Source organism: Arcicella sp. LKC2W (genome assembly GCF_034931005.1).
Classification (GTDB): domain Bacteria; phylum Bacteroidota; class Bacteroidia; order Cytophagales; family Spirosomataceae; genus Arcicella.
On the sequence record NZ_JAYGIN010000017.1, the window covers coordinates 1 to 23,349 of the forward strand.

The window sequence follows — 23,349 nt, forward strand, 5'->3', positions numbered from 1 at the left end:
GAGATAACAACTTCTCAGCGACAACGCAAGAAGTATCAGTATCTAAAGCAGGAACGTACACAGTAACAATCACAACTAATGGTTGTACAGCAGTAGCCACGACAACGGTGGAAGTGAAACCAACGGCAGACATTAAAGCTACTTCAGCAGAAGTTTGTACAGGTGGAACAACAACCTTAACGGCAACGGGCGGTGTAACTTACGCATGGTCAGCACCAGATGGTTTCACGGCCACAGGAGCAAATCCAACGGTGTCGGTTCAACAAGTTTATACCGTAATCGGAACAACTGAAGGTGGATGTATCGGAACAGCAACGGCTACTTTAACAATTAAAGATAACCCAACTGTTAAAATTACAGGAGACACCGTTACTTGCTCAGGTGGAAAAGTTACTTTAACTGCCAACGGTACAGGAACATTCGCATGGTCTGGAACTAACAATTTCTCTGCAACAACTGCATCGGTAGATGTATCAGCAGGAACTTATCAAGTGACAGTAACAAATGCAGGATGTAGTGCAGTAGGAACAATTAAAGTGGTTAGTGATAACTTGTCAATCCAAGTAGGTGGAGCAACCATTTGTGAAGGTGGTTCAACAGCCTTAACGGGTGATGCAACCGCAACAACAGGTATTAAATCTTACGCATGGTCTGGTCCAAATGGATTTACTTCAACAGAAAAATCTCCATCGGTAACTAAACCAACTGAGTCAGGTACATATACTTTAACGGTCATCTCAAACGCAGGTTGTACAGCCACAGCAACGACAACGATAACGGTAACACCAGCATCGCTTTCGACGGCAGCAGTTGCCTTCTGTAATGGAGGAAAAGCTACCTTGACTGCAACAGGTGGAACAGGAGCAACGTACTTATGGACAGGCGGATTAACTACTTCAAGTATCGAAGTAGCTACCGATGGAACGTATGATGTAACAATCACGGATGTAACAGGTTGTATCTCGAAAGGTAAATTCACCGTAACGGAAACAGCTAAACCAAATGTGTTAATTACTGGAGCAACTGCATTATGTACATCAGCTTCAACTGAATTGACTGTCAATAAAGAGGTAACCAACGGTGAGACTTACTCATGGTCTGGACCAAGTGGATTTACAGCAACAACTCAGAAGATAAATGTTTCAACTGCTGGAGACTATTCAGTATTAGTGAAAACAGATGGCGGTTGTGAGGTAACAGCGAAAGTAACGGTAACAGCAGGATTTACACCAACCGCAGTATGTGGTCCAGTTTGTGAAGGTCAAGACTTAATCTTGAATGTAACAGGTGGTTTAACTTACGCATGGTCAAGTCCAAATGGTTTCACGTCATCGTCGCAAAACCCACAATTACTGAATGTTAAATTAACTGATGCAGGAGTTTATTCAGTAACTGTTACAGGAAATGGTTGTACTGCAACAGTTGTAGCAACGTTAATCGTTTATCCAAAACCAACGGGTATTACAGTAACAGCTCAAGTTTCAACTTGTGACCAAGATACTCCTAAGAATGACGGTAAAGTTATCTTAGCAGGTACATTCACAGGATTGAAATATGACATCGTTGAAGGAAGCACTTACACAGGAACTAAGAAATACGCAGATGCAACAGATATTCCAACAGATGGAGTTGTTAAATCTGGTATTGCTAATCCAAGTACAAATGCAGGCACGAAATTCACAGTACGTGTATTCAATGCCAACGATTGCTACACGGATTACACCGTAACAATGCAACAAGTTGTATGTTCATGTGGAGAAGCAAGATGTATTCCTTATGGTATCATCAAAACGAAAAGTGCGAAGAAGTAATTAGGTAGTAGGTATGAAGTAGTAGGAATGAGGTATTAGATAAATTTGGAGTGAAGTGGGAAAATGGAACTTGAGATAATCAAAATCCATTTTCTCTAACCTCTAACCTCTAACCTCTAACCTCTAACCTCTAACCTCTAACCTCTAACCTCTAACCTCTAACCTCTAACCTCTAAAGCCTAAAAAGATAATAATAAAAGTAAAGATGGGAGAATCAGGAAAAGAAGTTTTCAATGCGAGCGAAGACTAACCCTAACCCACGTATGCAAAGCCCTCGGACCAATGGTCGAGGGCTTTCTTTTTGACTTTAAGATAAAGAGGTTTTGTAAATGAAAATATTTTATCTTCCAATTGTCTTAATAAGCCTTGAATAGAAAATTTAAAAGATTTTCGTTATCCTATCAACAACAAATTTTGTCAAAAAACGTTGTCGGTAGTATATTTACATATATTTTTCTAACCACTAATTGTTAAAAAGTAAAGTTTTAAACAGAAAAATATAGCAATTGTGCTTAAACAAATACCCCATAAAAATCTATTATTTCTCTTTTTCTTCATTGGTTATACTTGGGTAAGTCACGCCCAAATTACTATCATGAAGAATGGAGCAGGTATTTGCCCAAATGGAAGTATTGGATTATCCTGTTCTGCCCCCAATATAGTTGATTATACATGGGAGTTTTTACGTCCCGCTCCAATAGGGTGGTCAACTCTTACGGGCAAAAACTCAAGTAGCATTACCCATAATGAAATTGGTCAGTATCGTTTAACTGTCAGAGATAACGTTGGTGTAGTTTCTATTTCAAATACCCTTGATATTGTCGGACTAAATAATCCACCAATACCGATAATTACACCAAGTAGAGCAGTTACTCAAATTTGTCAAGGAGATTCTATTATCTTAAAAACGAATTTTCAGTTAGGATTTCAATACTTTTGGTTTTTGGATAATAATTTAATAACACCTTTGCAATACTTTGAAATTACGGCAAAAAAAGCAGGTGAATATATATTGAAAGTAACCGACCAAAGTTCACTGAGTAATGCGTGTTCATCTTTTTCATTACCATACAAACTTGATTATACCTCAGTCATTACGGTTAAAATAGACTCTCTTCCGCCTTTTTGTGGTTTATCAACACCTCCCATTAATTTAACAGCAACACCTGCAAATGGAAAATTCAAGGGGAAAGGTATTACTGATGCAAATGTAGGAACTTTTAATCCTGCAACGGCGGGTGTGGGTAAACACGAAATAACTTACGAAGTTGCTCAAAATGGTAGTTGTCCAAGTGTTTTTGATAAACGAACTTTTATGGTTTCTGACCCAAAATCTATCATTACTACCAATACAGGGAAAACACAATTTTGTCAAGGTGATATTGCAACACTTTCTGCCCCTGCTGGAATGAAAAACTATGAATGGTTTTTAGGGGGGAATTCAGTAGGAACATTAAACAAATTGGACGTTGGAGCAGGTGGAGATTTTCAGTTAAAAATTACTGATGAAGCTCCCTGTACAGATACTTCGCCAGTAGTAAAAATAGAATTTTTCAACGCAACAAGTGTGACAACTGACCCAATTCTATCGGTTTGCGGAACAGAACACGCTGCAATACCACTAAAAGGTACGCCCTCTGGCGGAGCTTTCAGGATTAATGGGGAATTTGCTACAACCTTTGATTATAAAAAGTTAGGTGTTGGCACTTATAAAGTCTTCTATAAATTAGATGGTTCATTGCCATGTTTACAGGGAAGTTCTGAGCAAGAAGTTGAAATTCAAGATTTTCCTAAACCAGAATTGGGAGATGATATTCTGTTAGGAAAAGGCAACGGAATCACACTAAAAGGCTTTATTAACCAACCTAAACTTAGTTACTTATGGTCGCCAGCAACAACTTTAGACGATGCCACAATCGCCAACCCTACTGCTAAGCCTATTGTTAGTACCAAATATTTTGTAACTGTCAAAACAGATTTGGGTTGTGAAGGTAAAGATTCAATCAATGTTGTAGTGTATCAACCTGTTTACATTCCAACGGCATTCACTCCTAATGGCGACGCAAATAATGATACTTGGGAATTAAACGGTTTAGAGGTCTATCCTAATCCAGAAGTTCAGATTTTTAACCGTTGGGGAAATATGATTTTTTATTCAAAAGGCACATATACGCCTTTTGATGGTACAGATAGTGGCAAAACCCTCCCCGAAGGTATGTACGTTTACAAAATTAATCCTTTCCCAGACCGCCCCAATTTTCAATATAAAGGCACATTTATGCTTTTTCGCTAATTTTTTACGCTTCATGCAACCCTTTTTGATTTGACTTCCGTCCATGTTTTTAGAAGGACGATAATTGTTGTATCTTACTATTCAGATAATAAACAACGTCGAACCATAAAAGCATGATGGTATTTTACAAAAAACATAATCAAACGCAAGAAAAACAGCAAAATGGCAGGATAATACAAATTGTCCTCTATTCATTGTTGACTATTTTATCACTACAAAGTTGTGATAAAGTGGTTGATGAAACACCGCCTACTTTACCTCCAACCATTCCACAGGCAACTACTGAGGTTTTCAAATTGACGTATCCCAATGTAAGTTCATTTATTTTCAAACCCTTAGAGCAAGACAAAACCTGGCAGACTGATTTTGTCACTCCTGCTGGAAAAGTATCGTCTTTAGTTGATTATCAAGGTGAAATAATTGACTTGAATGAATTGGTTGGTATGCCCAAAAGCCTTCCAATTACCATAAAACAACACTTTTTGAGTAATTATACTACTGCCGAAATTGTGATGGTTTATGATGTAATGAAATCTCTGACTGTAACAGATGGTTATAAATTAGTTATTCAGACCGATAAGAATACAATTATAAACCTGTATTATGATGCCAATAATAATTTTGTCAGGGAAGAAAATCAACCAAACGTAAAGCCCTCTGCTATCACTTTTACCAGTACCGACCAGATAAATTTTGATGCTTCCATTCCGACCGTAATCAAACAGTTTTTGAGTAATAATCAACTAAAAAGTGCCAGTGTGATTATCTATAATTTGGCTGATAAATCGTATAAAATAGTCTTGAATTTTAGAGAACATCTCAATGGTGCTTTGCAAACGTCCGAAATATTCCTTGCAGATTCGGGACAAATTTTGCAATGGGTATCTACCATTGAAAACGAATATACTTACAAAGTTTTAACCAAAACAAATCTACCAACAGACCTTACCACTTATTTAGAGGCTAATTTTCCCAATTGGCAATTTGATTATGGTGTGTCAGAAAGCATTTTTGGAAACCACAAAACCAGTTTTGTAACCGTGAAAATTGGTCAAAATGATCGTTATTTACTTATTGATGAAGAAAGTAAGAAGAACGATTTAAAACTAATTCGAACTCAAGTATTAGGTGAAAATTATTTGCCCGAATCGGTCAAAACTACCTTGAATAATAATTTTGCCAATTGGATATTTGTAAAAGCAAATGTAGTTTATGAACCCTACAATCAGGGTGCTTATCAGATTGTTACGAGTGTAAACCATTTTCAGATTGAAGTAAAACAAGGAACGGACCGCTATTCAGTTCGTTTGGCAAGCGACGGAAATATTTTATATAAATTCCGAATTCTATAAATTTTAAGAAAGATTTAGACTTGGAAAGTAATACTTTTTCTACTTGACCACCACAAGTTCATCTCGAATAAAACGTACCTAAACTCTAAATGCCCAATAACGAAAGAGAATTAGTCCTTGCCTGTAAACGCAATGACCCCAAAGCACAAACTGCCTTTTATAATCTGTATAAAGGTCGGCTTTTGGGGGTATGTAGGCGTTATGCACGTACAGAAGCAGAGGCTGAGGACATTTTTCAAGAAGCATTTATTAAAATTTTTAAAAACTTACACACACTCGAAAAGATAGAATCAGTTAATTATTGGGTAAAATCTTCGGTAATTCGTACCGCCATTGACCATTACCGCCACACCTCTCACGAAAGAGAACAGGTTGGTTATGAGTATGTTGCAGAGTTTAGTGAAAATGATGAAAATATATTTTCACGTTTGAGTAGAGAGCAAATATTGAATATTATCAATACCTTGCCCGACGGTTATAGGATGGTGATAAACTTGTATTTGATTGATGGTTATAATCACGCTGAAATTGCTGGAATGTTGAATATAACCGAAGGAACATCAAAATCGCAATTATCAAGAGGGAGAGATTTATTGAAAAAAGAGTTAATAAAAATTGGTTATCAAGATGTAACAAGAGTTTATTGAGTAGTAATTGGGAATTAGCTGTTCGGTGAATTTGTACCCCTCCCAAGGGTTTAAAACTCTTAGGAGAGATAACAGAGAGATTTTATCGGGTATAACTTAGCTAACCAATTCAACTAAAAACTCCCATACTTAATTTGTAAAAATACAAAAATGCAAAATCCAGAAGAAGATATACTCAAACGCTTTCTCCAAGATACTTTCTCGGATTATGAGCCTGAGCCATCCGAACAAACTTGGGAAAATATATATACTGCCATTCAGCCCGATAAACCTCGTTGGGACGGTGGAATGAAACGGTTTTTGATTCCCGTTGTGGCTTTGCTTTTGTTATTGAGTGGTGTAATTATTTGGGAGAAAAAATCGACTGAAAAGGTAGAGAATGAATTGGTTAAAAACACTAAAGTAACGCCTTTTAATAGCCCAGTTGTTGGTCAGAGAATTGAAAAGTATATTGAAAAAAATAAATCAACTGAAAATAAAAATCAGATTTATTCGACAAAAACATTAATTGTAAATAGCGTTACGCCCTATTTTGAGGAGGATGAAATACTTCCGATTGTCCAACAACAATCGGAAGTATTAGTGATTGGAGAGCAAGTGCTTGAAAAAACAATTGTTTCAACTGAGAAAATAAACACGCAGCCACTTCTGGTAAGTTTAGATGAAAAAAATGCTTTGATAGTAGGTGAAAATAATGAAATACAAAATGTTGCGATTGAGCATAAAGACGTAGAGCGAGAAAATATATCACCGATAAATCATGTAAAAACTAAAAAAACACAGATTAAAATTGGACGTGTTTTGAAAGAGAAAAACGTTTCTAATGTGTACAATGAAGAAATAAAATTGGGTGAAGAATCAGCTAAAAATATATCAGAAAATCAGATTGCTACTAATGAGGCGACAATTGAAGAAGTGAGATATACAAAACCTCTTGAATTGCTCAAAAATAAGGATATTGTCTTTGTAAAAAGCGATTTGATAACTCCCCAAATCTCTGAAAATCCATTGAGTAAGGAAATCAAACCAATTCGTAGAGCCATTTATTTGAGTGTCAGTATCACACCTTTACAAACGTATAGAATATTAACGGTAAATAATCGTGCTATTCAGAATTTACAAAAAAATGGGCTTTTTGATGCTGAACGAAATGGTTATGCTTTTGAGATTGGTGTGACAAAACCTATTGGTAATACTTGGAATTTTAGAACGAATATTTCGTATTTAAAAATGCGTCAATGGGCTGACTATCAGGTTTCTACTGATGAATTATTGGTGGAGAATATTGCTGCAAATACCAACAACAGGATTGAACAGGTTGTGCAACATAGAACCGAAAGCAATACCCTCGAAATGATAGGTTTGAAAGCAGATGTTCAGAAATTTTTAAGAATATCAGGACGAAATCGTTATTTCATTGCCACAGGTACGCAATTGATGTATGACCCCGCTAATCGTCAGACCAACGTGTTTCTAAACGCTTCGGCTGGTTTTCAGCACATTATCAATAAAAATTGTTTCTTGACGGTAGAACCAACCGCCAATTATTTATTAAACAATATCAATAATTCAAAAAGCCTCATACAGTCCAATGCGTATAATTTAGGGCTAAAAATTGGGCTGAATTTTAAAGTTCAATAAATCTAAAAATCATGAAAAAATTTACACTTTTATTCGCTACGTTGCTGGCGATGTTTGGCGATGCTTTTGGGCAGAAGGAAGGGAAGGTTTTATGGGAGAAAAAAATAGACGAACTCGATACTAAAAATATGGATACGTTTTTTTATAGAACATCTATTTTTGCTTCTCCTAATGGTAATTTATTACTATCAAGTGAAGAAACGCCACCACGTCGATTTATGAAGCCGACAAATCAGGAACTTATCAAGTGAAAGTATCCAAAGATGGTTGTGTGAAATTATCAGAGCCGTTCAAAATCAGTATTTTAATTCCTTTGGCAAATGAAAGCGAAGTAGGAGAGGAGGAAGTTCAAGTTTATCCCAATCCGAGTAGAGGAGAGTTTAATGTTATACTTTCAAAATCTTTGCAAAATGCTGATGTTCAATTATTTGACAGTTATGGACGTGAACATTTACTTAATTATGTCAATGAAACCGTAGCAATAAGAGGTTTTCAACAGGGCATTTATTTCTTGCGAGTATCTAAACATGATAGGAGTGTGACCTCTAAAATTGTGATTGAGTAAATTTATTGAGCAATAAAAAGAAAGCCACTCCGAATATCGGGGTGGCTTTGCTGTGAAACCTCTTTAAACTTCTCAATTAAATCTTTTAGTATTTATGATGAAATATAATTCGACCATTGGAGATTTGTAAATATTGAACTTTTCTAAGAAATCAAATATTTGGCTACTAATCTTTATCTGTTACTTAACTACCAAAGTGAAAATGCTATTTAGATAACACCACACTCTCAATATTGAATAACATCTTTTGTCTATTACTGAAACTAAAATTAGTGGATGATTTTTACTTTTTCTTGAGAATGAGACGAAACCTTAAAAAGAAAAGACGAAAATATTATTTCATCATAATTGATGTAGTTTTTAGCAATTTTATGATTTTTATCATTTCAAAGCTTGATTTTTAATCCTTACCCTGTCAAGTGTCAAAATGTTGGTTTTTAATCAAAAAATGGTGTTTTTTAAAAAAATAGGGTTTGTTGGATAGCCATTTTAAGTAAAAAAACTTGTTTTGTTTAAAACCCAATTCCTTTGAAACATACTCTCTGAAATTGTACTTTTTTACCTGATTTTCAACATGAACCTCTTTTGCCAATAAATACATTTTTTACTAAAAAGCCGTATTTGACTGATGATTACATTTATGATACGTTTTTGAAAAAATCTTATTAATGCTTGGAATTATTATATTTAATCGTAAAATTTATGTAACAACTGAGTAAAAGCACTCAAACATCAACGTAAAATTTTAAGAAAATGACAGTAGAAAATCAATTCCAAGCCATAACAGATAACTTAAATACAACCAATAATGAGGTGGAAATACTTGATTTATTAGTTGATAGCAACAATATGTTTTATGATTATTCTAAGAATAGAGTGATTTCATTTATTCATGGAAGAAATTATCATTTAGTATTATTCAACGCTCAAGACAATGACAGAGGTTTCACGATGTACACCGTTGAGAATTTTTGTGAGTATGAAGCTGATTTAGTGATGTTGCGTAATATTTTTGCTTACGCTATTCATAATGGCTTGAATAATTATCTCATGCGTTTGGCACGTAGTAAAGTGGAGGACATTTTCTACATGACAGATACTTTTAGAGCTTTATTTAATAAGCCAAAACCAATTGACGACTACGAAGTACAAACGCCAAGATTACCTTCTTCGTTAACATATTGATACGGAATAAAAATGTTAAGGGAATTGCTCGTCGGTGGTTCTGGTACATAAACGTCACAATTCCATACAGATAAAGCAAGCCTCTCTAAATTATTAGGGAGGCTTTTTATTTATTCAACGGTAAAGGTCAATTGAAAAAATATAGGGAATTTCATAGAAAAATAAAACCAATTTTCATGAAAAAGAGACTGTTTCCCATACTGTTGGTGTGCGTATTGTTATTTTCCTGTGGAAAAGTAAAAGATGCCGCAAATGCTGCTGAAGGTTTGAAAAATTATGCTGAAGGCATGAAAGAATCTGACAATAAAATGAAAGAAAGAAGAGCCAAAGGTGATACTATTTCGATGCCTTATGGTGAATTGCAAAAATTACTTCCTTTGAGTATTGCGGGCTATGCAAAAGATGGAGAACCCAAAGGTGAATCAGTAAATATGGCAGGAATATCGTATTCGACGGCATCGCAGATTTATAAGAATGGAGATGCTGAAATAACCGTAAATATTATGGATTATAGTGCTTCGTATGCAGCTTTTGGGGCAGCAACAGCTATGTTTTCAACAGGTTTTTCGGTAGATAATGACCAAGAACATTTGGGTGCCGTTGACCTTGGAATTAGTGGAATAAAGGCTTGGGAGGATGTTAAGAAAAAAGAGAAAAAAAGCACCATTATCGCAGGGGTCAATGAACGTTTTTTAGTAACTGCCGAAGGACGAAATGTTGAATCTGATATGGTAAAAGAAGCCGTAAAAGCAGTTGATTTGAAGAAATTAGCAGGAATGTAAATCAAATTTAAAAATAGTTATTTACTTAATTTGAAAATGAAGTATTGGGTAGTAAATTGGTCTCAATGATTAAATCAAGACTATCCAAAAGCTTTAAAATGATTATCTTAAAACGTATTTTTTTATTGGTATTGACAGTCGTAAGTCTATTTTCATGCAAAAAAGACTTACGACTTTTTGATAAAGACCCTAAAACATTCTTGACTGAATATGGAAAGGAAAATCCTGAAAATGAGGTAGTTATTAAAACCGTTGGAGGTGATATTACGATAAAACTTTATGATAAAACGCCTTTGCATCGTGCCAATTTTATCAGATTGGTCAAATCAAATTATTATATTCACCGTACTTTTTATCGCAATGTTTATCTGACAGCTATTCAAGGTGGAGGCGAATATTTAGACCAATTGGATTATCTCGTTCCGCCCGAATATTTCCCAGAACTTACCCACAAACGTGGAGCAATTGCGATGGCGAGATACGACGAAGGCAATCCCGAAAAAGCGTCGTCACCTACGGAGTTTTTTATCGTAACTAATGCGGCAGAAGCTCAAAAATTAAATGGACTTTATGTGGTTTTTGGAGAAGTAATCAAAGGAATGGATGTAGTAGATAAAATTCAACAAGCTCCAGAATATTACGAAAAACCAGCCATTCCTGTTTTTTTTAGAATTGAAATGCCGTGAGGGAGGGGATGTGGTTGTGAGTTATGGAGTTAAGGGTTTATGAGGGTATGGAGTTTATGAAGTTATGGGTTGTGAGTTTATGGGTTAATGAGTTAAAGGGTTTATCAATTTGACATCATAATACATTACGCCATAACCACTTCACCCATAAACTCTTAACCCCATAACTCCTTCACTCATAACCTCATCAACTCTTTAAAACCATTCTCATAATTGACTCACTATCGTTGAGTTTTTGTACTTCTGAAATCGCAACCCATGCTAAATCTGAAGATTCTGACGAAATCGTTAATGGTTCGTTCATATCAGCTTCTAATAAAAATCTTACATCATAGTGCAAGTGGGCAGGAATACCTTTTCGTTCAGGAATTTCGTGAATGTCAATGTCAAAAATATCAGAGCTAATAACTTCAATATCAGTAAGTCCTGTTTCTTCTTGAGCTTCTTTTAAGGCAACATTTAGTACGTCAGAATCACCATCGCAATGTCCGCCTGTTTGAAACCATTTATCTAATTTTCGATGATGAGTCAACAAAGTGAATTGTCGAGATTTATCAACAATCCAAGCCGACCCCGTAACGTGTCCGATGAGTAAAGAGCGTTCAAAACAATCAGAATGTTCTTTGACAAATGCTATCATTTGTTCAGTAAAAATAGCCTCTTGTTTGTTGAAGGGTTTGTGTTTTTGTAGTAGTTCGTTTAATTGATTTCTGTGCATGATTTTAGATTAATGCGGGTAAAAAATCGGAAAACCATTTAGGCAAAGAGTCCGAGATATATAATTTTTGATGATTTGAAGTTACTAATAAGATTTGTGGTATTCCAGAAGATGTATCCCAAATGTGTAAATTATCAATAAGATGAAACTTCTGATTTAAGAAACGTAAATTGCCAAAATAGTTATGATAAATTGCGTAAGAAGGTACTAAAAAACCATTGCCTTGAACTCTATCTTTTACCCTTTTTTCAGATAATTTTAAAGTAACTAAGCCCAAGAATATCATATTTATAGTATAGCCATTTTCTTTAAAATGAACAATGGTGTCCCATGAATTAGCATTACTAAAATGTCCTTCATAAGCGAAATCATTCTGCAAGGTAATTGCCTCGCTACTTAATTGTTTAAAGGTTATAACTGTTTCTTCCTCAGCTTGTTGTATTGCATATTTATGTACATTGATTGATTCTTTTACTAATTTTAGCTTTTGACTAAAAATGATGTCTCCGTCAAAAATGGGCAAATTTTGAGCAGAACTGGGCAATAGTTTTCTTCCAAATGTAGATTTCCCAGCACCGTTATGTCCTGCAATTATGTATAAATTGGGCATGGTAATAAATTGAATTTTTCTCGTAGTTTTTCTGCTTCTTCAAAGGTTAAATAGCGTAGAGTTTTATGATGTTTTTGGTGAGTTTCAAACTCAGCTATCGAAATATCTCCATTGGCATATTCATAATAAAATTGGTTGTCTCTAAGGTCTAATTCACCAAGCATAAAAGGCAGATTTTGAGCAAATTTTTGTTCTCTTAATTTTTCAATAGATAGACTTGCTTGCGTTTCTAAATCAAGAATAAAATCGGGCTTTTGCATAATATTATTGTTTAGTTTAATGGAACAAATCTACTAATTTGTCGTGAATAATTGCCCATTCGACATAAAACTAAACTCTTTTGAAGATATACTGTTAAATTTGAGGAATTCAATCTAATTTAAAATAATCTAAAACAAATGAAAAAACTGTTTCTTGCCGTTTTAACGTGCATTTCTCTATCTGCTACGGCTCAACTTCGTTTACCACAACCAAGTCCAGTGGCTTCGGTTTCACAGGTAGTTGGTACTACTGATGTCTCTGTGAAATATTCTCGTCCAGGATTAAAAGGACGTGATGTTTTCGGTGGTGTTGTTGCTTACGATAAAGTTTGGAGAACTGGTGCAAACGGTGCTACTCAAATTACCATTTCAAATGATGTATTGGTGTCAGGACAAAAATTGACAGCAGGTACTTATTCTGTATTTTCAATTCCTACTGCTGGTACTTGGACGTTGATTTTCAACAAAGATATTTCAGCTTCTGAGCAAACGTATTCACAAGATAAAGATGCTTTGCGTGTGAGTGTAAAACCTACTTCGGTAGCTAAAACAGAGTGGTTTACGATTGATTTTTCAGACCTTTCTGATAGCACTGCCAACATGAATATCACTTGGGCTGATAAGAAAATAGTTGCTCCTTTGGCGGTTGAAACTTCTAAAATGATTGAAACTGCTATCACAAAGGCTACTACTGACAATGCAGGTTTAATGCGTGGTGCGGCTGATTATTTGCAAGGAAAAGGTAAATTAGACCAAGCCTTGAAATTGGTAAATACATCTATCGCAGGTGCTGAAACTTTTCGTAATCTTTGGACTAAAGCTCAGATTTTGAGTAAATTAGGAAATTATGGTGAGGCTTTGCCATTGGCTCAAAAGGCTCTTGCAATAGGACAAGGCGACCCATCTTTCGGATTCTTTAAAGATGCTATCGCAAAAGGTGTTGCTGACTATACGGCTAAAATTCCTGCCGCTGTACAAACTGTTCCTTTGAAAAAGAAGAAATAATCTTAAGGGAAATTGTAAAAAATAACGTACCATATTTGGCTTGGACAAACTTCCCGAAAGTTTAAAATTTTCGGGAAGTTCAGCGGCGAATAGTTGGTACTTTTAATTTTACAATTTCCCTTAAGTAAAAAGGAGGGAAGGGGCAAAGTAACTAATTCTACTTTGGCGTTTCAAAGATAAACGTGATAATTTAGGTTTTTGGGGTTCAACTTCCCGAAAGTTTTAAGCTTTCGGGAAGTTCCTCAAAATTCTACTTCTTCTTCATATAAGTAATCAAAACTTTTCTGACATCGTTACGAATATCGTTTATATCTTTTTCGTCTGATTCAGTTACTTTAATGACATCAGGATTTTGGTAGGTCAAAAAGCCTAAATTAGTTTCTTTTCCTTCCATCATAAATTTTGGAATTGAAACGTAATAATCTTGATTTACGTCCAATAATTTACCGTTGATTAACCACTCATTTTTAGCTTCATCGTGGCTGATTTTATCCCATTGTAAAAAACCTCCGCTTCCTTTATTTTTCAAACCAGTTTCTAAAACACGTTCCAATAAACGTCCTTTCATGGCAACTTCGACGATTTTTCCACCGTAAGGTAAAATTCTCATGATGTCCAATTGCGTAATTCTTCCCGAAACTTGGTCGTCAATTCTTACCGAACCACTATTGAAAACAGTACAATCAACAGGTTTTGAGGCCGAAGCAGTCATAGCTTGTGCAATCAAATTTCCTAAGTTGGTACGTCCATTTCTAATGCTACTTTCACGTCCGTCTAACGGTTCAGAAAGTTCTGCCACAACATCATTTCTGCTCATTCCTACTTTGGTCAAAGCCACATCCATAATGTCGTCCCATTTTTTTACAACTGCTGCCACGGTCGAATCTTGTGGAATACTATCGTCAATTTTACGCAAATCACTTTTAACGGTTGCCGTTTTAGTTTCAGTATCATAAGAAATAGTATGAACATAAGCCGTTTTTGCGTTTGCATCAGCTTTGGCAATGACTACGCCTTTTACAGTTTCTATCATATTATCATGGTCATGTCCGCCCATTAATAATTTTACATCGGGCAACATTTCAGCCAATTTTGCATCATCAGCTTTGTTGATATGCGTAATACCAACCACAAAATCACATTCATTTTTAAGAATTTCATACGTATTTTTGGCACTTTCAAAAAAGTCTCCATAATACACAAAATCCTTTTTATTAGACGGTAAAACGATTGAGAACATTCCCATTTTTACCGATTTACCTTGTGCATTTTTGAAAGTCAAAATTGCCGTTTTCGGGAATGGGACTTTTACGCCATCAACAGTTTTACTGAAAGGCTCTAAAACACCTTTTTTGTTTTGTAATGCGTTAGAAGACAGCCAATTAAACTTAGATTCGTCGATGCGTTTTTGTAAATCTGCTTCGTCCAAATCAAATTCATGGTTTCCTAAACCAACCCAGTCGAAACCAATGGCATTCATCACTTCTACCATTTGGCGACCTTTGATGCTTTTTCCCTCATATTTGAAGGTACTGATAAGGGCAGGGTTCAAAAAATCTCCTGCTAAAACTGTAAGCGTATTTGGATTTTTCTGTAATAATTCTTTGCGTAAAGTAGCTATACGAGCCATTCCGCCTACTTTTCCTCCTTCTAATGGCGAGATTTCGTACACGTCATTTACGTGAAGAAAGGTAATATCTACCGTATTGTCGGAAGTTTTATTAGTTGTGTTTTGTGTTGATTTACACGAGAATAGAAGGGCTGTAATTAAACAGCCATATAAGAATAGTTTGTTCATATTGGTTGATGTTTGCTGTTCCAAAAATGGTTTTCGAAAGTAAAAGTAAATTTTATTTTAAAGACTTTCAATCAAATACTGATGAAACCCCGAAATCTGCCATAAGAGGGATAAACTGGTTATTTCGTTTTTGCAAGCTAACAAAAATAGACATCTGAGCGAGAAGTTATAAACTCAATAGTTGACCAATGACATTCGCAAATAAACTTGTTTTCAACGCTTGAAAATCCATCAATTCTACATAAATTCAATAAATCAATATTGCCTTGTAGTTTAATGTATAATTGATGAAAATGGTAGTCTTCCATTCGTTGTTCAATAATGACGAAACCTTTTTCTAACAATTCGTTTACCAATCGGTTGACAGGTTCGCAGGCTTGGCAATCATCTACTATCATTTCATCTATTATTTTAAAGGAATTTCTTTCAGGAAAGTTAACTTTTTAGTGTAATCATTTACAAAAACTTGCCAAGCTCCGCCTACTCCATGTTTGGGATTAGCCAAAGTTAACGAAACCGCTACTTTTATCATGTTGTTGACAGAATATTCTCCCACTTTTGGACGAAACCCAAATTGCGGGTGCGGACTAACTTGTAAACTCGCCCAGTATTTTACTTTGTCGTAATTGACATCCGTTAAAGATTTTTCGATGCTGTAAAACTCTGACTGTCCAGGTAAGCCACCATACAATTTTGTTTGGGCAGGAATTTCAAAAACTTCCCAATTATCCACACCAGGGTAATTTCCAGAACCTTGCCAGCGTTTTGCTTTTATCAATAAAGAATCGTCGGTAGCCTTAACCGCTTTGATGCCCGATTGTGCGATGAAAGAAGATAAAAGAGCCGAGTTTTTTAATGTTGGAACATTTTTCTGTCCGCAGGCAAAAAATAAATATGTTGCAATGAGGAATAAGGAAAATCTACGTGTCATAGTTTTAAGGTTTTTATTTCTAAAATTAACAAATGTTACTTTTAGAAATCTTGAAACAGTAGATTTTTATTTTTAGAAGACAATCTTTCAGAGCGATGGCGTTAAATTGGAATAATTATTGAAAGTAGAGACAAGGCACTGCCTTGTCTAAAATCGGGGTATAATCGTATATTGCCTTGTCTAAAATCGGGGTATAATCGTGTATTGCCTTGTCTAAAATCAGGGTATAATCGTATATTGCCTTGTTTAAAATCGGGGTATAATCGTATATTGCCTTGTTTAAAATCGGGGTATAATCGTATATTGCCTTGTCTAAAATCAGGGTATAATCGTATATTGCCTTGTTTAAAATTGGGGTATAATCGTATATTGCCTTGTTTAAAATCGGGGTATAATTGTATATTGCCTTGTTTAAAATCGGGGTATAATCGTATATTGCCTTGTTTAAAATTATAATTCAATTTCCTGAGATTAGACAAGGCATTGCCTTGTCTCTACCTGTTTGACAAATTGATACAAATTCATCATTATACCATTTTCCGTTTATCTTTGTTATTGTTACTACAAATAACGCATTTACAAAATATATGCAATTTCTATTTCCAACCTTTCTTTGGGGACTTTTGGCTTTGTCAATTCCCGTAATTATTCACCTGTTCAACTTCCGTAGAACTAAAAAAGTGCTGTTTACCAATGTCGCTTTTTTGAAGGCAGTTAATACCACAACGTCGTCTTTTCGCAGATTAAAACATTTGCTGATTATGGCGGCTCGTATGGCGTTTATTGCTGCTTTGGTTTTGGCTTTTGCACAACCTTTTTTACCCTCAAAATCGGGAAAAGGCGTAAATGCGGGCGGTGTGGCGAGCATTTATGTGGATAATTCGCTTTCTATGCAAAATGAGTTGGATAAAAAATCTTACTTGGATAAAGCCATCGCCAAAGTGGAGGAATTATTGACGGCTTTTCCGCAAGGTTCTCAATTACAATTAATTACGAATGATTTTTCGTCGGACGAACATAGCGTTGGCAATACGCAACAAATAAAAGACCGAACTACCACCATCAAGTTTACGCATACGCCACGCACTTTTGAGAATATTCTGAAACGTCAGGCGAACTTGGCTTCAAAGCATAATTCGCAAGGAGGGAATCAATATTTATGGTTTTCAGATTTTCAAAAATCTACTTCTGGGGATTTAACAAAACTGAAATTAGACTCGTCTTCACGCCTTTTTATTGTACCTGTACAAGCAAAAGCCTTGCAGAATGTATTTGTAGATTCAGTTTGGATGAGTACGCCTTTTGTACGTGAAATGTCCACCAATCAATTGACCGTCAGATTGTTTAATACAGGAGAACGTACCGTTGAAAATTTACAAGTAAAGTTGTTTATCGACGATACACAAGTTTCTTCAACCATTGCCAGTATTCAATCAAAGTCTTCAACAATCGCAAATTTTGCATTTACCGTAAAAGGAAAAGGCTTCAAAAAAGCTCGAATTTCATTTGACGATACGCCCATCACTTTTGATAATGACTATTACTTTGTGTTGAATGCCGCTCCAACCATTAAGGTTTTACATCTTTATGGACAAGCATCAGTTGGTAAATATGTTCAGACGGTTTTTGATAATGATAGTGTTTTTGCGTTCAGAAGTTTCTCGGCTTCTAATGTGGACGTTGGGCAGTTCAAAACCGCAAATTTAGTAGTTTTAGAAGGTGTACAAAATATTGATGGAAGTATCAAAACGGCTTTACAAGACTTTGTACGTGCGGGCGGAAGTTTGTTTGTGATTCCTGCTCAAGCATCTGATTTACAGAGTTATAATAATTTTTTGGGTTCGTTTAATATTCGGAGTATTCAGTCGAGAACGATTACGCAAGCTGATTTTACACCATTGGCTGAACCCGTGAAATCTTCATCGTTTTTCGTAGATATTTTTGATAATTCAACACAAAAAGAATTGCTACAAATGCCAAATCAGGGTGGTGTTTTGACGTGGCAAGCGATGGGAGATAAGCTCTTGAATTTTAGAAATAATCAGCCGTTCCTGACGGTTTCTAATGCTGGAAGTGGGAAGGTTTATTTATTGGCTTCACCATTGGATGCAACCTTTGGCGATTTTGCCCGCAATGCCCTTTTTGTACCCATCATGTACAAAGTTGGAGCGTTGAGTGTTCGTCAAGAACCAACGGCTTATTCTTTTGAACAAAACACGTTTACGGTAGAAGTGGACGATATTCCGAAGACTTCCACTTTTAAATTGAGAAAAGGAAAATTAGAGATTATTCCAGTACAAAATCTCAACGGAAAACAATTAACGATTGAATTGCCCAAAGCTAATCAATTAGCCGATAATCAAGCAATTGAATCGGGTTATTACGAATTAGTTTTGAACGGAAAAGTGGAAAGATTGGTGGCATTCAATCACGACAATAAAGAATCAATGATGAATTTTTATAGCGTTGATGAATTGAAATCTATCTTTAATGGAAAGAAAAACGTACAGATTTTTGATAAAATTGACGATGCTGATTTTGTAAAAACTTTCAAAGACCAAAACTTTGGCGTTGCTCTATGGAAATACTTTGTAATAGCCGCTTTACTATTTTTAGCCCTTGAAATTTTATTGGTGAGATTGATGAAATAATTTTCCCCAAAAAAGGAGTAAAAAAGAATCTCTATTTTACTCCTTTTTCCTTTCTTTTTCCATTTTTACCCTTTCCCTCTTTCTCCTTTTCCATCTTCCCCTTTCCCTCTTTCCATTTTCACCCTTTTCCTCTTTCCATCTTCCCCTCTTTCCATTTTCACCCTTTCCCCTTTTCCCTCTTCACCCTTTTCCTCTTTCCCTCTTCCCCTTTCCCTCTTCCCCTCTTTCCATTTTCACGCTTTCCATCTTTTTGGGCTTAATTTGACATTCAAAGATAGGATTAATCAAATTTTCGACTAACTTGTATAAAAATTAATCAGGCATTTTAAATTTATAATCGTATGCTTAGTAGAGTCGCAAATTCTATTTATTGGATGAATCGGTACATTGAACGTGCCGATAATTACGCCCGTTTTATCTCGGTAAACTTCAACCTTGCTTTAGATTTACCTCCGAATGTTCCAGAACAATGGCAACCTTTGATTATTGCAACTGCCGATAATTTTATTTTTGAACAGTATTATGACGCTCCCACTCGTGAGAATGTTTTATACTTCATGGCCTTTGATGTCCGTAATCCTAATTCTATTTTATCGTGTTTGTTAGAAGCTCGTGAAAATGCAAGAACGATTCGTGAAAGTATTTCTCGTGAAATGTGGGAATATGTCAATCAGATTTATTGGACAGTAAAAGATGCGGCGGCAGAAAGTAAATCGTGGGAATTAGCTCGTTATCAAGGATTTTTAGAGAATATCAAAACGGGAAGTCAGTTATTTTACGGAATTGTTGATTCAACCATTACACGTGGAGAAGGTTGGCATTTTGGTCGTTTGGGAAGACTTTTAGAACGTGCAGATAAAACAACTCGTTTCTTAGACGTGAAATATTTTACGCTCCTTCCCGAAATTGATGCCGTAGGTTCGCCACTTGATTTATTATTGTGGTCGGCGGTTTTGAAATCGGTAAGTGCTTACAATATGTTCCGTCAGCAATATCAAATTGTTAATCCGACTGCCATTACAGATTTTTTGTTATTGGATAAAAAATTCCCTCGTTCGGTCATGCACTGTATTCGTCAGGCTGAATTATCATTATATGAAATTTCGGGAACGGCAATTACCAATTCATATTCAAATCCTGCCGAGAAGGCACTCAGCAAATTACGTTCAGAAGTAGAATTTACGGAAGTAAAAGACATATTTAAAACAGGATTACATCAATATTTAGATGAATTTCAACAGAAAAATAATGGCGTTGGGGCGGCTATTTTCAAGACTTATTTCGATTTAAAACCAGTTATTGAAGAAGAATCTATGAATCTTGTGGTTAATCAATAAGGAGTTTTTTACTTTTGTAAACTCATAGGTAATAGGTGAAAGGTATTAGATATCAAATTAACACAGTAATTTTCTAATACTTAATACTCAATCCCCAATCCAAAAACCACAAAATGACATATTGTTTAGGAATTAAAGTTAAAGGCGGTCTCGTTGCCATAGCAGATAACAGAATTACAGCGGGAACAGAAGTTTACTCAAACAAAAAAGTTTCGACGCATCAAATCGGAAATCACTCGTTGTTTATTATGACGGCAGGTTTGCGGTCAATTAGAGATAAATCTATTATCTATTTCAACCAATTAACAAAAGAAAAAGGCTTCACTTTTGACTATATGTTTGAGGCTGTGAATGCTTTTGCGGAGATGGTTCGCAAAGTTGCTGAAGAAGATAAAGCGAGTCTAAAAGAAGAAGGATATAAATTTAATTTGCACTCCATCATTGGTGGGCAAATGGAAAAAGATGATGAACACAAACTGTTTTTAATTTTTCCAGAAGGCAATTGGATTGAAATTAACGAAGGCTTGAAATTTCAAATTATTGGTAATTCAAATTATGGAAAACCTTTATTAAATAGAGCATTATCTTATGAAACGTCAATTGAAGAAGCCTTAAAATTAGGTTTTCTTTCTTTTGATGCTACTCAAGTAAGTGCCAGTGATGTTGATTATCCGATTGATGTAATTGTTTATCATAAAAACTCTTTTCATCTTATCGAACATCGTTTGGAAAAAGAGCAAATGGAGGGCGTTACCAAACAATGGAATGCCTTGATGAAAACTTCGGTTGATAGTTTACAAACTGAATGGATTAATGATGTACTTGGTAATAAATAAGCGAGTTAGATAAAACCTTGAATAAACAAATCAATACGACAGCTTTATGGCTAAACATAAGGTTGTCGTATTGATTTGTTGAACCTGTTTAAACTTTCTGTTTTGAGGAGAAATTTGAATCATTTTGAATCTGATACGTTGAGGAAACAGGTTCATTTACTACCCAAACACTAAATATACTAAAAGCTTAAAATTATGCTTCTAAAAATCGAACATGAACTTGACTATCAATACTCAAATGCGGTTTTTTTAGAACCGCATTATCTTTATTTGCATCCCAAACGAAGTTCTTTACTGTCGCTACAATCATTTGATATTCAGATTAGCCCAGAGCCTACTACAATTGCCAAAAATCTCGATACTTCTGATAATACCCAATACATTCTCTTTTTCAAGAATACAACTTCTGCTCTCAATATAAAAGTAACTTCCATCGTCGATACGACCGTTTTCAATCCGCTTTCATTTATTTATCATCCTTTTGAGAATAGTTCTTTGCCCATTCAATATTCAGAGGAGGTAGCTCAAGCATTGAGTCCGTATTTGGTGAAAGATGGAATTACAACGCTAATTGACCAAACGGCGAGACAAATTGCAGGAAGTGTTGATTGGAATACGACATCATTTTTAACAAGATTGAATGCTTATATTCATGAATTCGCCTATGAAGTTAGAGATGAAGGTGAAGCACATTCACCCGAAATTACGCTTCTGAGTCGATACGGGTCGTGCCGAGATTATTCAGTCTTGTTTATGGCAATGTGCCGAGTTATGGGTATTGCGGCTCGTTTTGTGAGTGGCTATTATTCAGCCGTAGAACCCGAAGACCCAACGCAACCACAATATCTTCATGCTTGGGTAGAAGTTTATTTACCAGGAGGAGGTTGGCGTGGTTTTGACCCAACCCAAAACTGTTTGGTATCGGGCAATCATATACCTGTGGGTGCATCTGCTATTCCCCATTTAGTTACGCCCATCAGAGGAACTTTCAGAGGAAGTGCATCGGGAACTTTTGAGGCAAAGGTAAACATCACGAAACTTGATGAATTACATTAATTTCTTCATCACAGGTGAATGCACGATGATTTTACCGTTGATAAACTCTACCTTTTCTTGTTCGGTAATGTCGTTGTAAAAAGCGATTCTACGTGCTTTTTCGTCTTCGAGAATATTTTCTATTTCTTGGATTATCAAATAAGCATCAGGTTCTTTGAGGAGTTCGGAAATTAGACGATTACTCATTTGTTTAAGATTTATAGTCAAATATACAAAAAAGAGATTTTACTTGTATCATTTATGTAATTTTGAGTAGAACCTTATTTTTAGTCTTATGATTTATTTAAACGGAGAAATCCTTCCTTCTGAAAAAGCTCAAATCCATGTTTCTGACCTTGGTTTATTAAGAGGTTATGGTATTTTTGACTTCTTCCGTGCCATTGACGGACAACCGATTTTTATCGAAGACCACCTCGACCGTTTTGAAAATTCTGCTCGTTTAATGGGATTGCCAATTCCTGAATCTCGTGAACGTTTGCGAGAAATTATTTTGGAAATTATTCGCTTAAATCCGCACCCTTTATTGGGAGTAAAAATGATTATGACGGGTGGTTATTCAGAAGATGGTTATACGCCCGCTGAGCAATCCAATTTGATAGTGATGGGAAAACCTTTTGAGTTTAAACCTGCTGATGTTGGCATGAAACTGATGTCTATGGAATACCGCAGAGAAATTCCCGAAATCAAAACGCTTAATTACATCGTACCTATCAGAGCAATCCAACAAATGAAAGCTCAAGGTGCGGATGATTTGCTGTATTATCGAGACGGAAAAATCTCAGAATCGTCGAGAAGTAATATTTTTATCATCAAAAATGAGAAAATTATCACACCAGTTGACGGTGCATTATTTGGTGTTACGAGAAAACATATCCTAAATTTTGCCAAAAAACATTTTTCTGTCGAAGAAAGAGACGTAACCATTCAAGAGTTTTGGGAAGCCGATGAGGTATTCACTACGGGAAGTACAAAACGTATCGTGGCGATTACCAAGACTGATAATCAAGTGTTTAGTGACGGAAAAGTTGGGCGTATTACTAAAAAACTTCAAGAACTATTTTTAGAGGAAGAAAAAGCTAATGAAAAAATTATGCTCTAAATTTTGAGGGAATGTTTAAAAAATCTACATTTGAGTAGATGTTTAGAGAATAATAGGTGACGGAAAAACAATTTATACGTTTTAAC

At 35.5% G+C, this 23,349-nt stretch carries 22 protein-coding genes and 1 pseudogene; 16 read left to right on the forward strand and 7 right to left on the reverse strand.

The genetic code is table 11. From position 1 onward, the window contains the following. The 10 genes and pseudogenes from VB796_RS14095 to VB796_RS14140 form a co-directional block, all read left to right on the forward strand. A pseudogene (locus tag VB796_RS14095) lies at positions 1 to 1,811 on the forward strand (hypothetical protein); the annotation flags it as partial. 508 nt (positions 1,812 to 2,319) lie between these two features. Then, positions 2,320 to 4,104, forward strand: a complete 1,785-nt coding sequence (locus VB796_RS14100; RefSeq protein WP_323347204.1) for a gliding motility-associated C-terminal domain-containing protein — start codon at positions 2,320 to 2,322, stop codon at positions 4,102 to 4,104. 113 nt (positions 4,105 to 4,217) lie between these two features. Further along, positions 4,218 to 5,456 (forward strand): hypothetical protein, encoded by a 1,239-nt coding sequence (locus VB796_RS14105; RefSeq protein WP_323347205.1) that lies wholly within the window; start codon positions 4,218 to 4,220, stop codon positions 5,454 to 5,456. Between the two features lie 89 nt (positions 5,457 to 5,545). Next, entirely contained in the window at positions 5,546 to 6,103 is a 558-nt protein-coding gene (locus VB796_RS14110; RefSeq protein ID WP_323347206.1) for an RNA polymerase sigma factor, read from the forward strand. A gap of 150 nt (positions 6,104 to 6,253) precedes the next feature. Next, a complete protein-coding gene (locus VB796_RS14115; protein ID WP_323347207.1) occupies positions 6,254 to 7,744 on the forward strand; it encodes a hypothetical protein in 1,491 nt (496 codons plus the stop codon). A gap of 11 nt (positions 7,745 to 7,755) precedes the next feature. Then, on the forward strand, positions 7,756 to 7,995 hold the full coding sequence (locus tag VB796_RS14120; protein WP_323347208.1) for a hypothetical protein: 240 nt from the start codon (positions 7,756 to 7,758) through the stop codon (positions 7,993 to 7,995). After that, positions 7,992 to 8,309: a T9SS type A sorting domain-containing protein gene (locus VB796_RS14125; RefSeq protein WP_323347209.1), complete on the forward strand. Its 318-nt coding sequence runs from the start codon at positions 7,992 to 7,994 to the stop codon at positions 8,307 to 8,309. The genes VB796_RS14120 and VB796_RS14125 overlap by 4 nt, the downstream gene beginning before the upstream one ends. Positions 8,310 to 9,062: 753 nt before the next feature. After that, on the forward strand, positions 9,063 to 9,494 hold the full coding sequence (locus VB796_RS14130; RefSeq protein ID WP_323347210.1) for a hypothetical protein: 432 nt from the start codon (positions 9,063 to 9,065) through the stop codon (positions 9,492 to 9,494). A 176-nt stretch (positions 9,495 to 9,670) separates the two neighbouring features. Beyond that, the gene (locus VB796_RS14135) at positions 9,671 to 10,276 is read left to right on the forward strand and encodes a hypothetical protein (protein ID WP_323347211.1); all 606 of its coding nucleotides are present in this window, start codon (positions 9,671 to 9,673) and stop codon (positions 10,274 to 10,276) included. 98 nt (positions 10,277 to 10,374) lie between these two features. Further along, on the forward strand, positions 10,375 to 10,962 hold the full coding sequence (locus VB796_RS14140) for a peptidylprolyl isomerase (RefSeq protein WP_323347212.1): 588 nt from the start codon (positions 10,375 to 10,377) through the stop codon (positions 10,960 to 10,962). Between the two features lie 187 nt (positions 10,963 to 11,149). Here the strand turns inward: VB796_RS14140 and VB796_RS14145 are convergent, their stop codons facing one another. From VB796_RS14145 to VB796_RS14155, 3 genes are read right to left on the reverse strand one after another with little or no spacing between them, the layout of a single operon-like run. After that, positions 11,150 to 11,680 (reverse strand): NUDIX hydrolase, encoded by a 531-nt coding sequence (locus VB796_RS14145; RefSeq protein WP_323347213.1) that lies wholly within the window; start codon positions 11,678 to 11,680, stop codon positions 11,150 to 11,152. A gap of 4 nt (positions 11,681 to 11,684) precedes the next feature. Next, positions 11,685 to 12,290 carry a zeta toxin family protein gene (locus tag VB796_RS14150; protein ID WP_323347214.1) on the reverse strand — a complete coding sequence of 202 codons (606 nt, stop codon included), beginning with the start codon at positions 12,288 to 12,290 and terminating at the stop codon, positions 11,685 to 11,687. Next, entirely contained in the window at positions 12,272 to 12,550 is a 279-nt protein-coding gene (locus VB796_RS14155) for a hypothetical protein (RefSeq protein WP_323347215.1), read from the reverse strand. Before VB796_RS14155 ends, VB796_RS14150 begins: the two co-directional genes overlap by 19 nt. Before the next feature lie 138 nt (positions 12,551 to 12,688). Between VB796_RS14155 and VB796_RS14160 the strand changes: the two genes are divergently transcribed. Then, positions 12,689 to 13,555 carry a DUF2911 domain-containing protein gene (locus tag VB796_RS14160; protein ID WP_323347216.1) on the forward strand — a complete coding sequence of 289 codons (867 nt, stop codon included), beginning with the start codon at positions 12,689 to 12,691 and terminating at the stop codon, positions 13,553 to 13,555. Positions 13,556 to 13,805: 250 nt separating this feature from the next. On the opposite strand, the gene VB796_RS14165 is transcribed toward VB796_RS14160, so the two are convergent. From VB796_RS14165 to VB796_RS14175, 3 genes are all read right to left on the reverse strand, one after another. After that, positions 13,806 to 15,353, reverse strand: a complete 1,548-nt coding sequence (locus VB796_RS14165) for a bifunctional metallophosphatase/5'-nucleotidase (protein WP_323347217.1) — start codon at positions 15,351 to 15,353, stop codon at positions 13,806 to 13,808. Positions 15,354 to 15,490: 137 nt separating this feature from the next. Continuing rightward, positions 15,491 to 15,751 carry a hypothetical protein gene (locus VB796_RS14170; RefSeq protein ID WP_323347218.1) on the reverse strand — a complete coding sequence of 87 codons (261 nt, stop codon included), beginning with the start codon at positions 15,749 to 15,751 and terminating at the stop codon, positions 15,491 to 15,493. A gap of 8 nt (positions 15,752 to 15,759) precedes the next feature. Continuing rightward, positions 15,760 to 16,284, reverse strand: a complete 525-nt coding sequence (locus tag VB796_RS14175) for a hypothetical protein (protein WP_323347219.1) — start codon at positions 16,282 to 16,284, stop codon at positions 15,760 to 15,762. Between the two features lie 587 nt (positions 16,285 to 16,871). Between VB796_RS14175 and VB796_RS14180 the strand changes: the two genes are divergently transcribed. From VB796_RS14180 to VB796_RS14195, 4 genes are all read left to right on the forward strand, one after another. Continuing rightward, positions 16,872 to 18,935, forward strand: a complete 2,064-nt coding sequence (locus tag VB796_RS14180) for a BatA domain-containing protein (protein WP_323347220.1) — start codon at positions 16,872 to 16,874, stop codon at positions 18,933 to 18,935. Between the two features lie 341 nt (positions 18,936 to 19,276). Beyond that, on the forward strand, positions 19,277 to 20,272 hold the full coding sequence (locus VB796_RS14185) for an alpha-E domain-containing protein (RefSeq protein WP_323347221.1): 996 nt from the start codon (positions 19,277 to 19,279) through the stop codon (positions 20,270 to 20,272). Positions 20,273 to 20,385: 113 nt separating this feature from the next. After that, positions 20,386 to 21,108 (forward strand): peptidase, encoded by a 723-nt coding sequence (locus VB796_RS14190; protein WP_323347222.1) that lies wholly within the window; start codon positions 20,386 to 20,388, stop codon positions 21,106 to 21,108. Positions 21,109 to 21,303: 195 nt separating this feature from the next. Next, positions 21,304 to 22,164 (forward strand): transglutaminase family protein, encoded by an 861-nt coding sequence (locus VB796_RS14195; RefSeq protein WP_323347223.1) that lies wholly within the window; start codon positions 21,304 to 21,306, stop codon positions 22,162 to 22,164. Here VB796_RS14195 and VB796_RS14200 read toward each other — a convergent pair. After that, positions 22,156 to 22,350 (reverse strand): hypothetical protein, encoded by a 195-nt coding sequence (locus VB796_RS14200; RefSeq protein WP_323347224.1) that lies wholly within the window; start codon positions 22,348 to 22,350, stop codon positions 22,156 to 22,158. The genes VB796_RS14195 and VB796_RS14200 overlap by 9 nt on opposite strands. Positions 22,351 to 22,438: 88 nt before the next feature. Between VB796_RS14200 and VB796_RS14205 the strand changes: the two genes are divergently transcribed. Further along, positions 22,439 to 23,263 carry an aminotransferase class IV gene (locus tag VB796_RS14205; protein ID WP_323347225.1) on the forward strand — a complete coding sequence of 275 codons (825 nt, stop codon included), beginning with the start codon at positions 22,439 to 22,441 and terminating at the stop codon, positions 23,261 to 23,263. Positions 23,264 to 23,349: the final 86 nt, after the last annotated feature.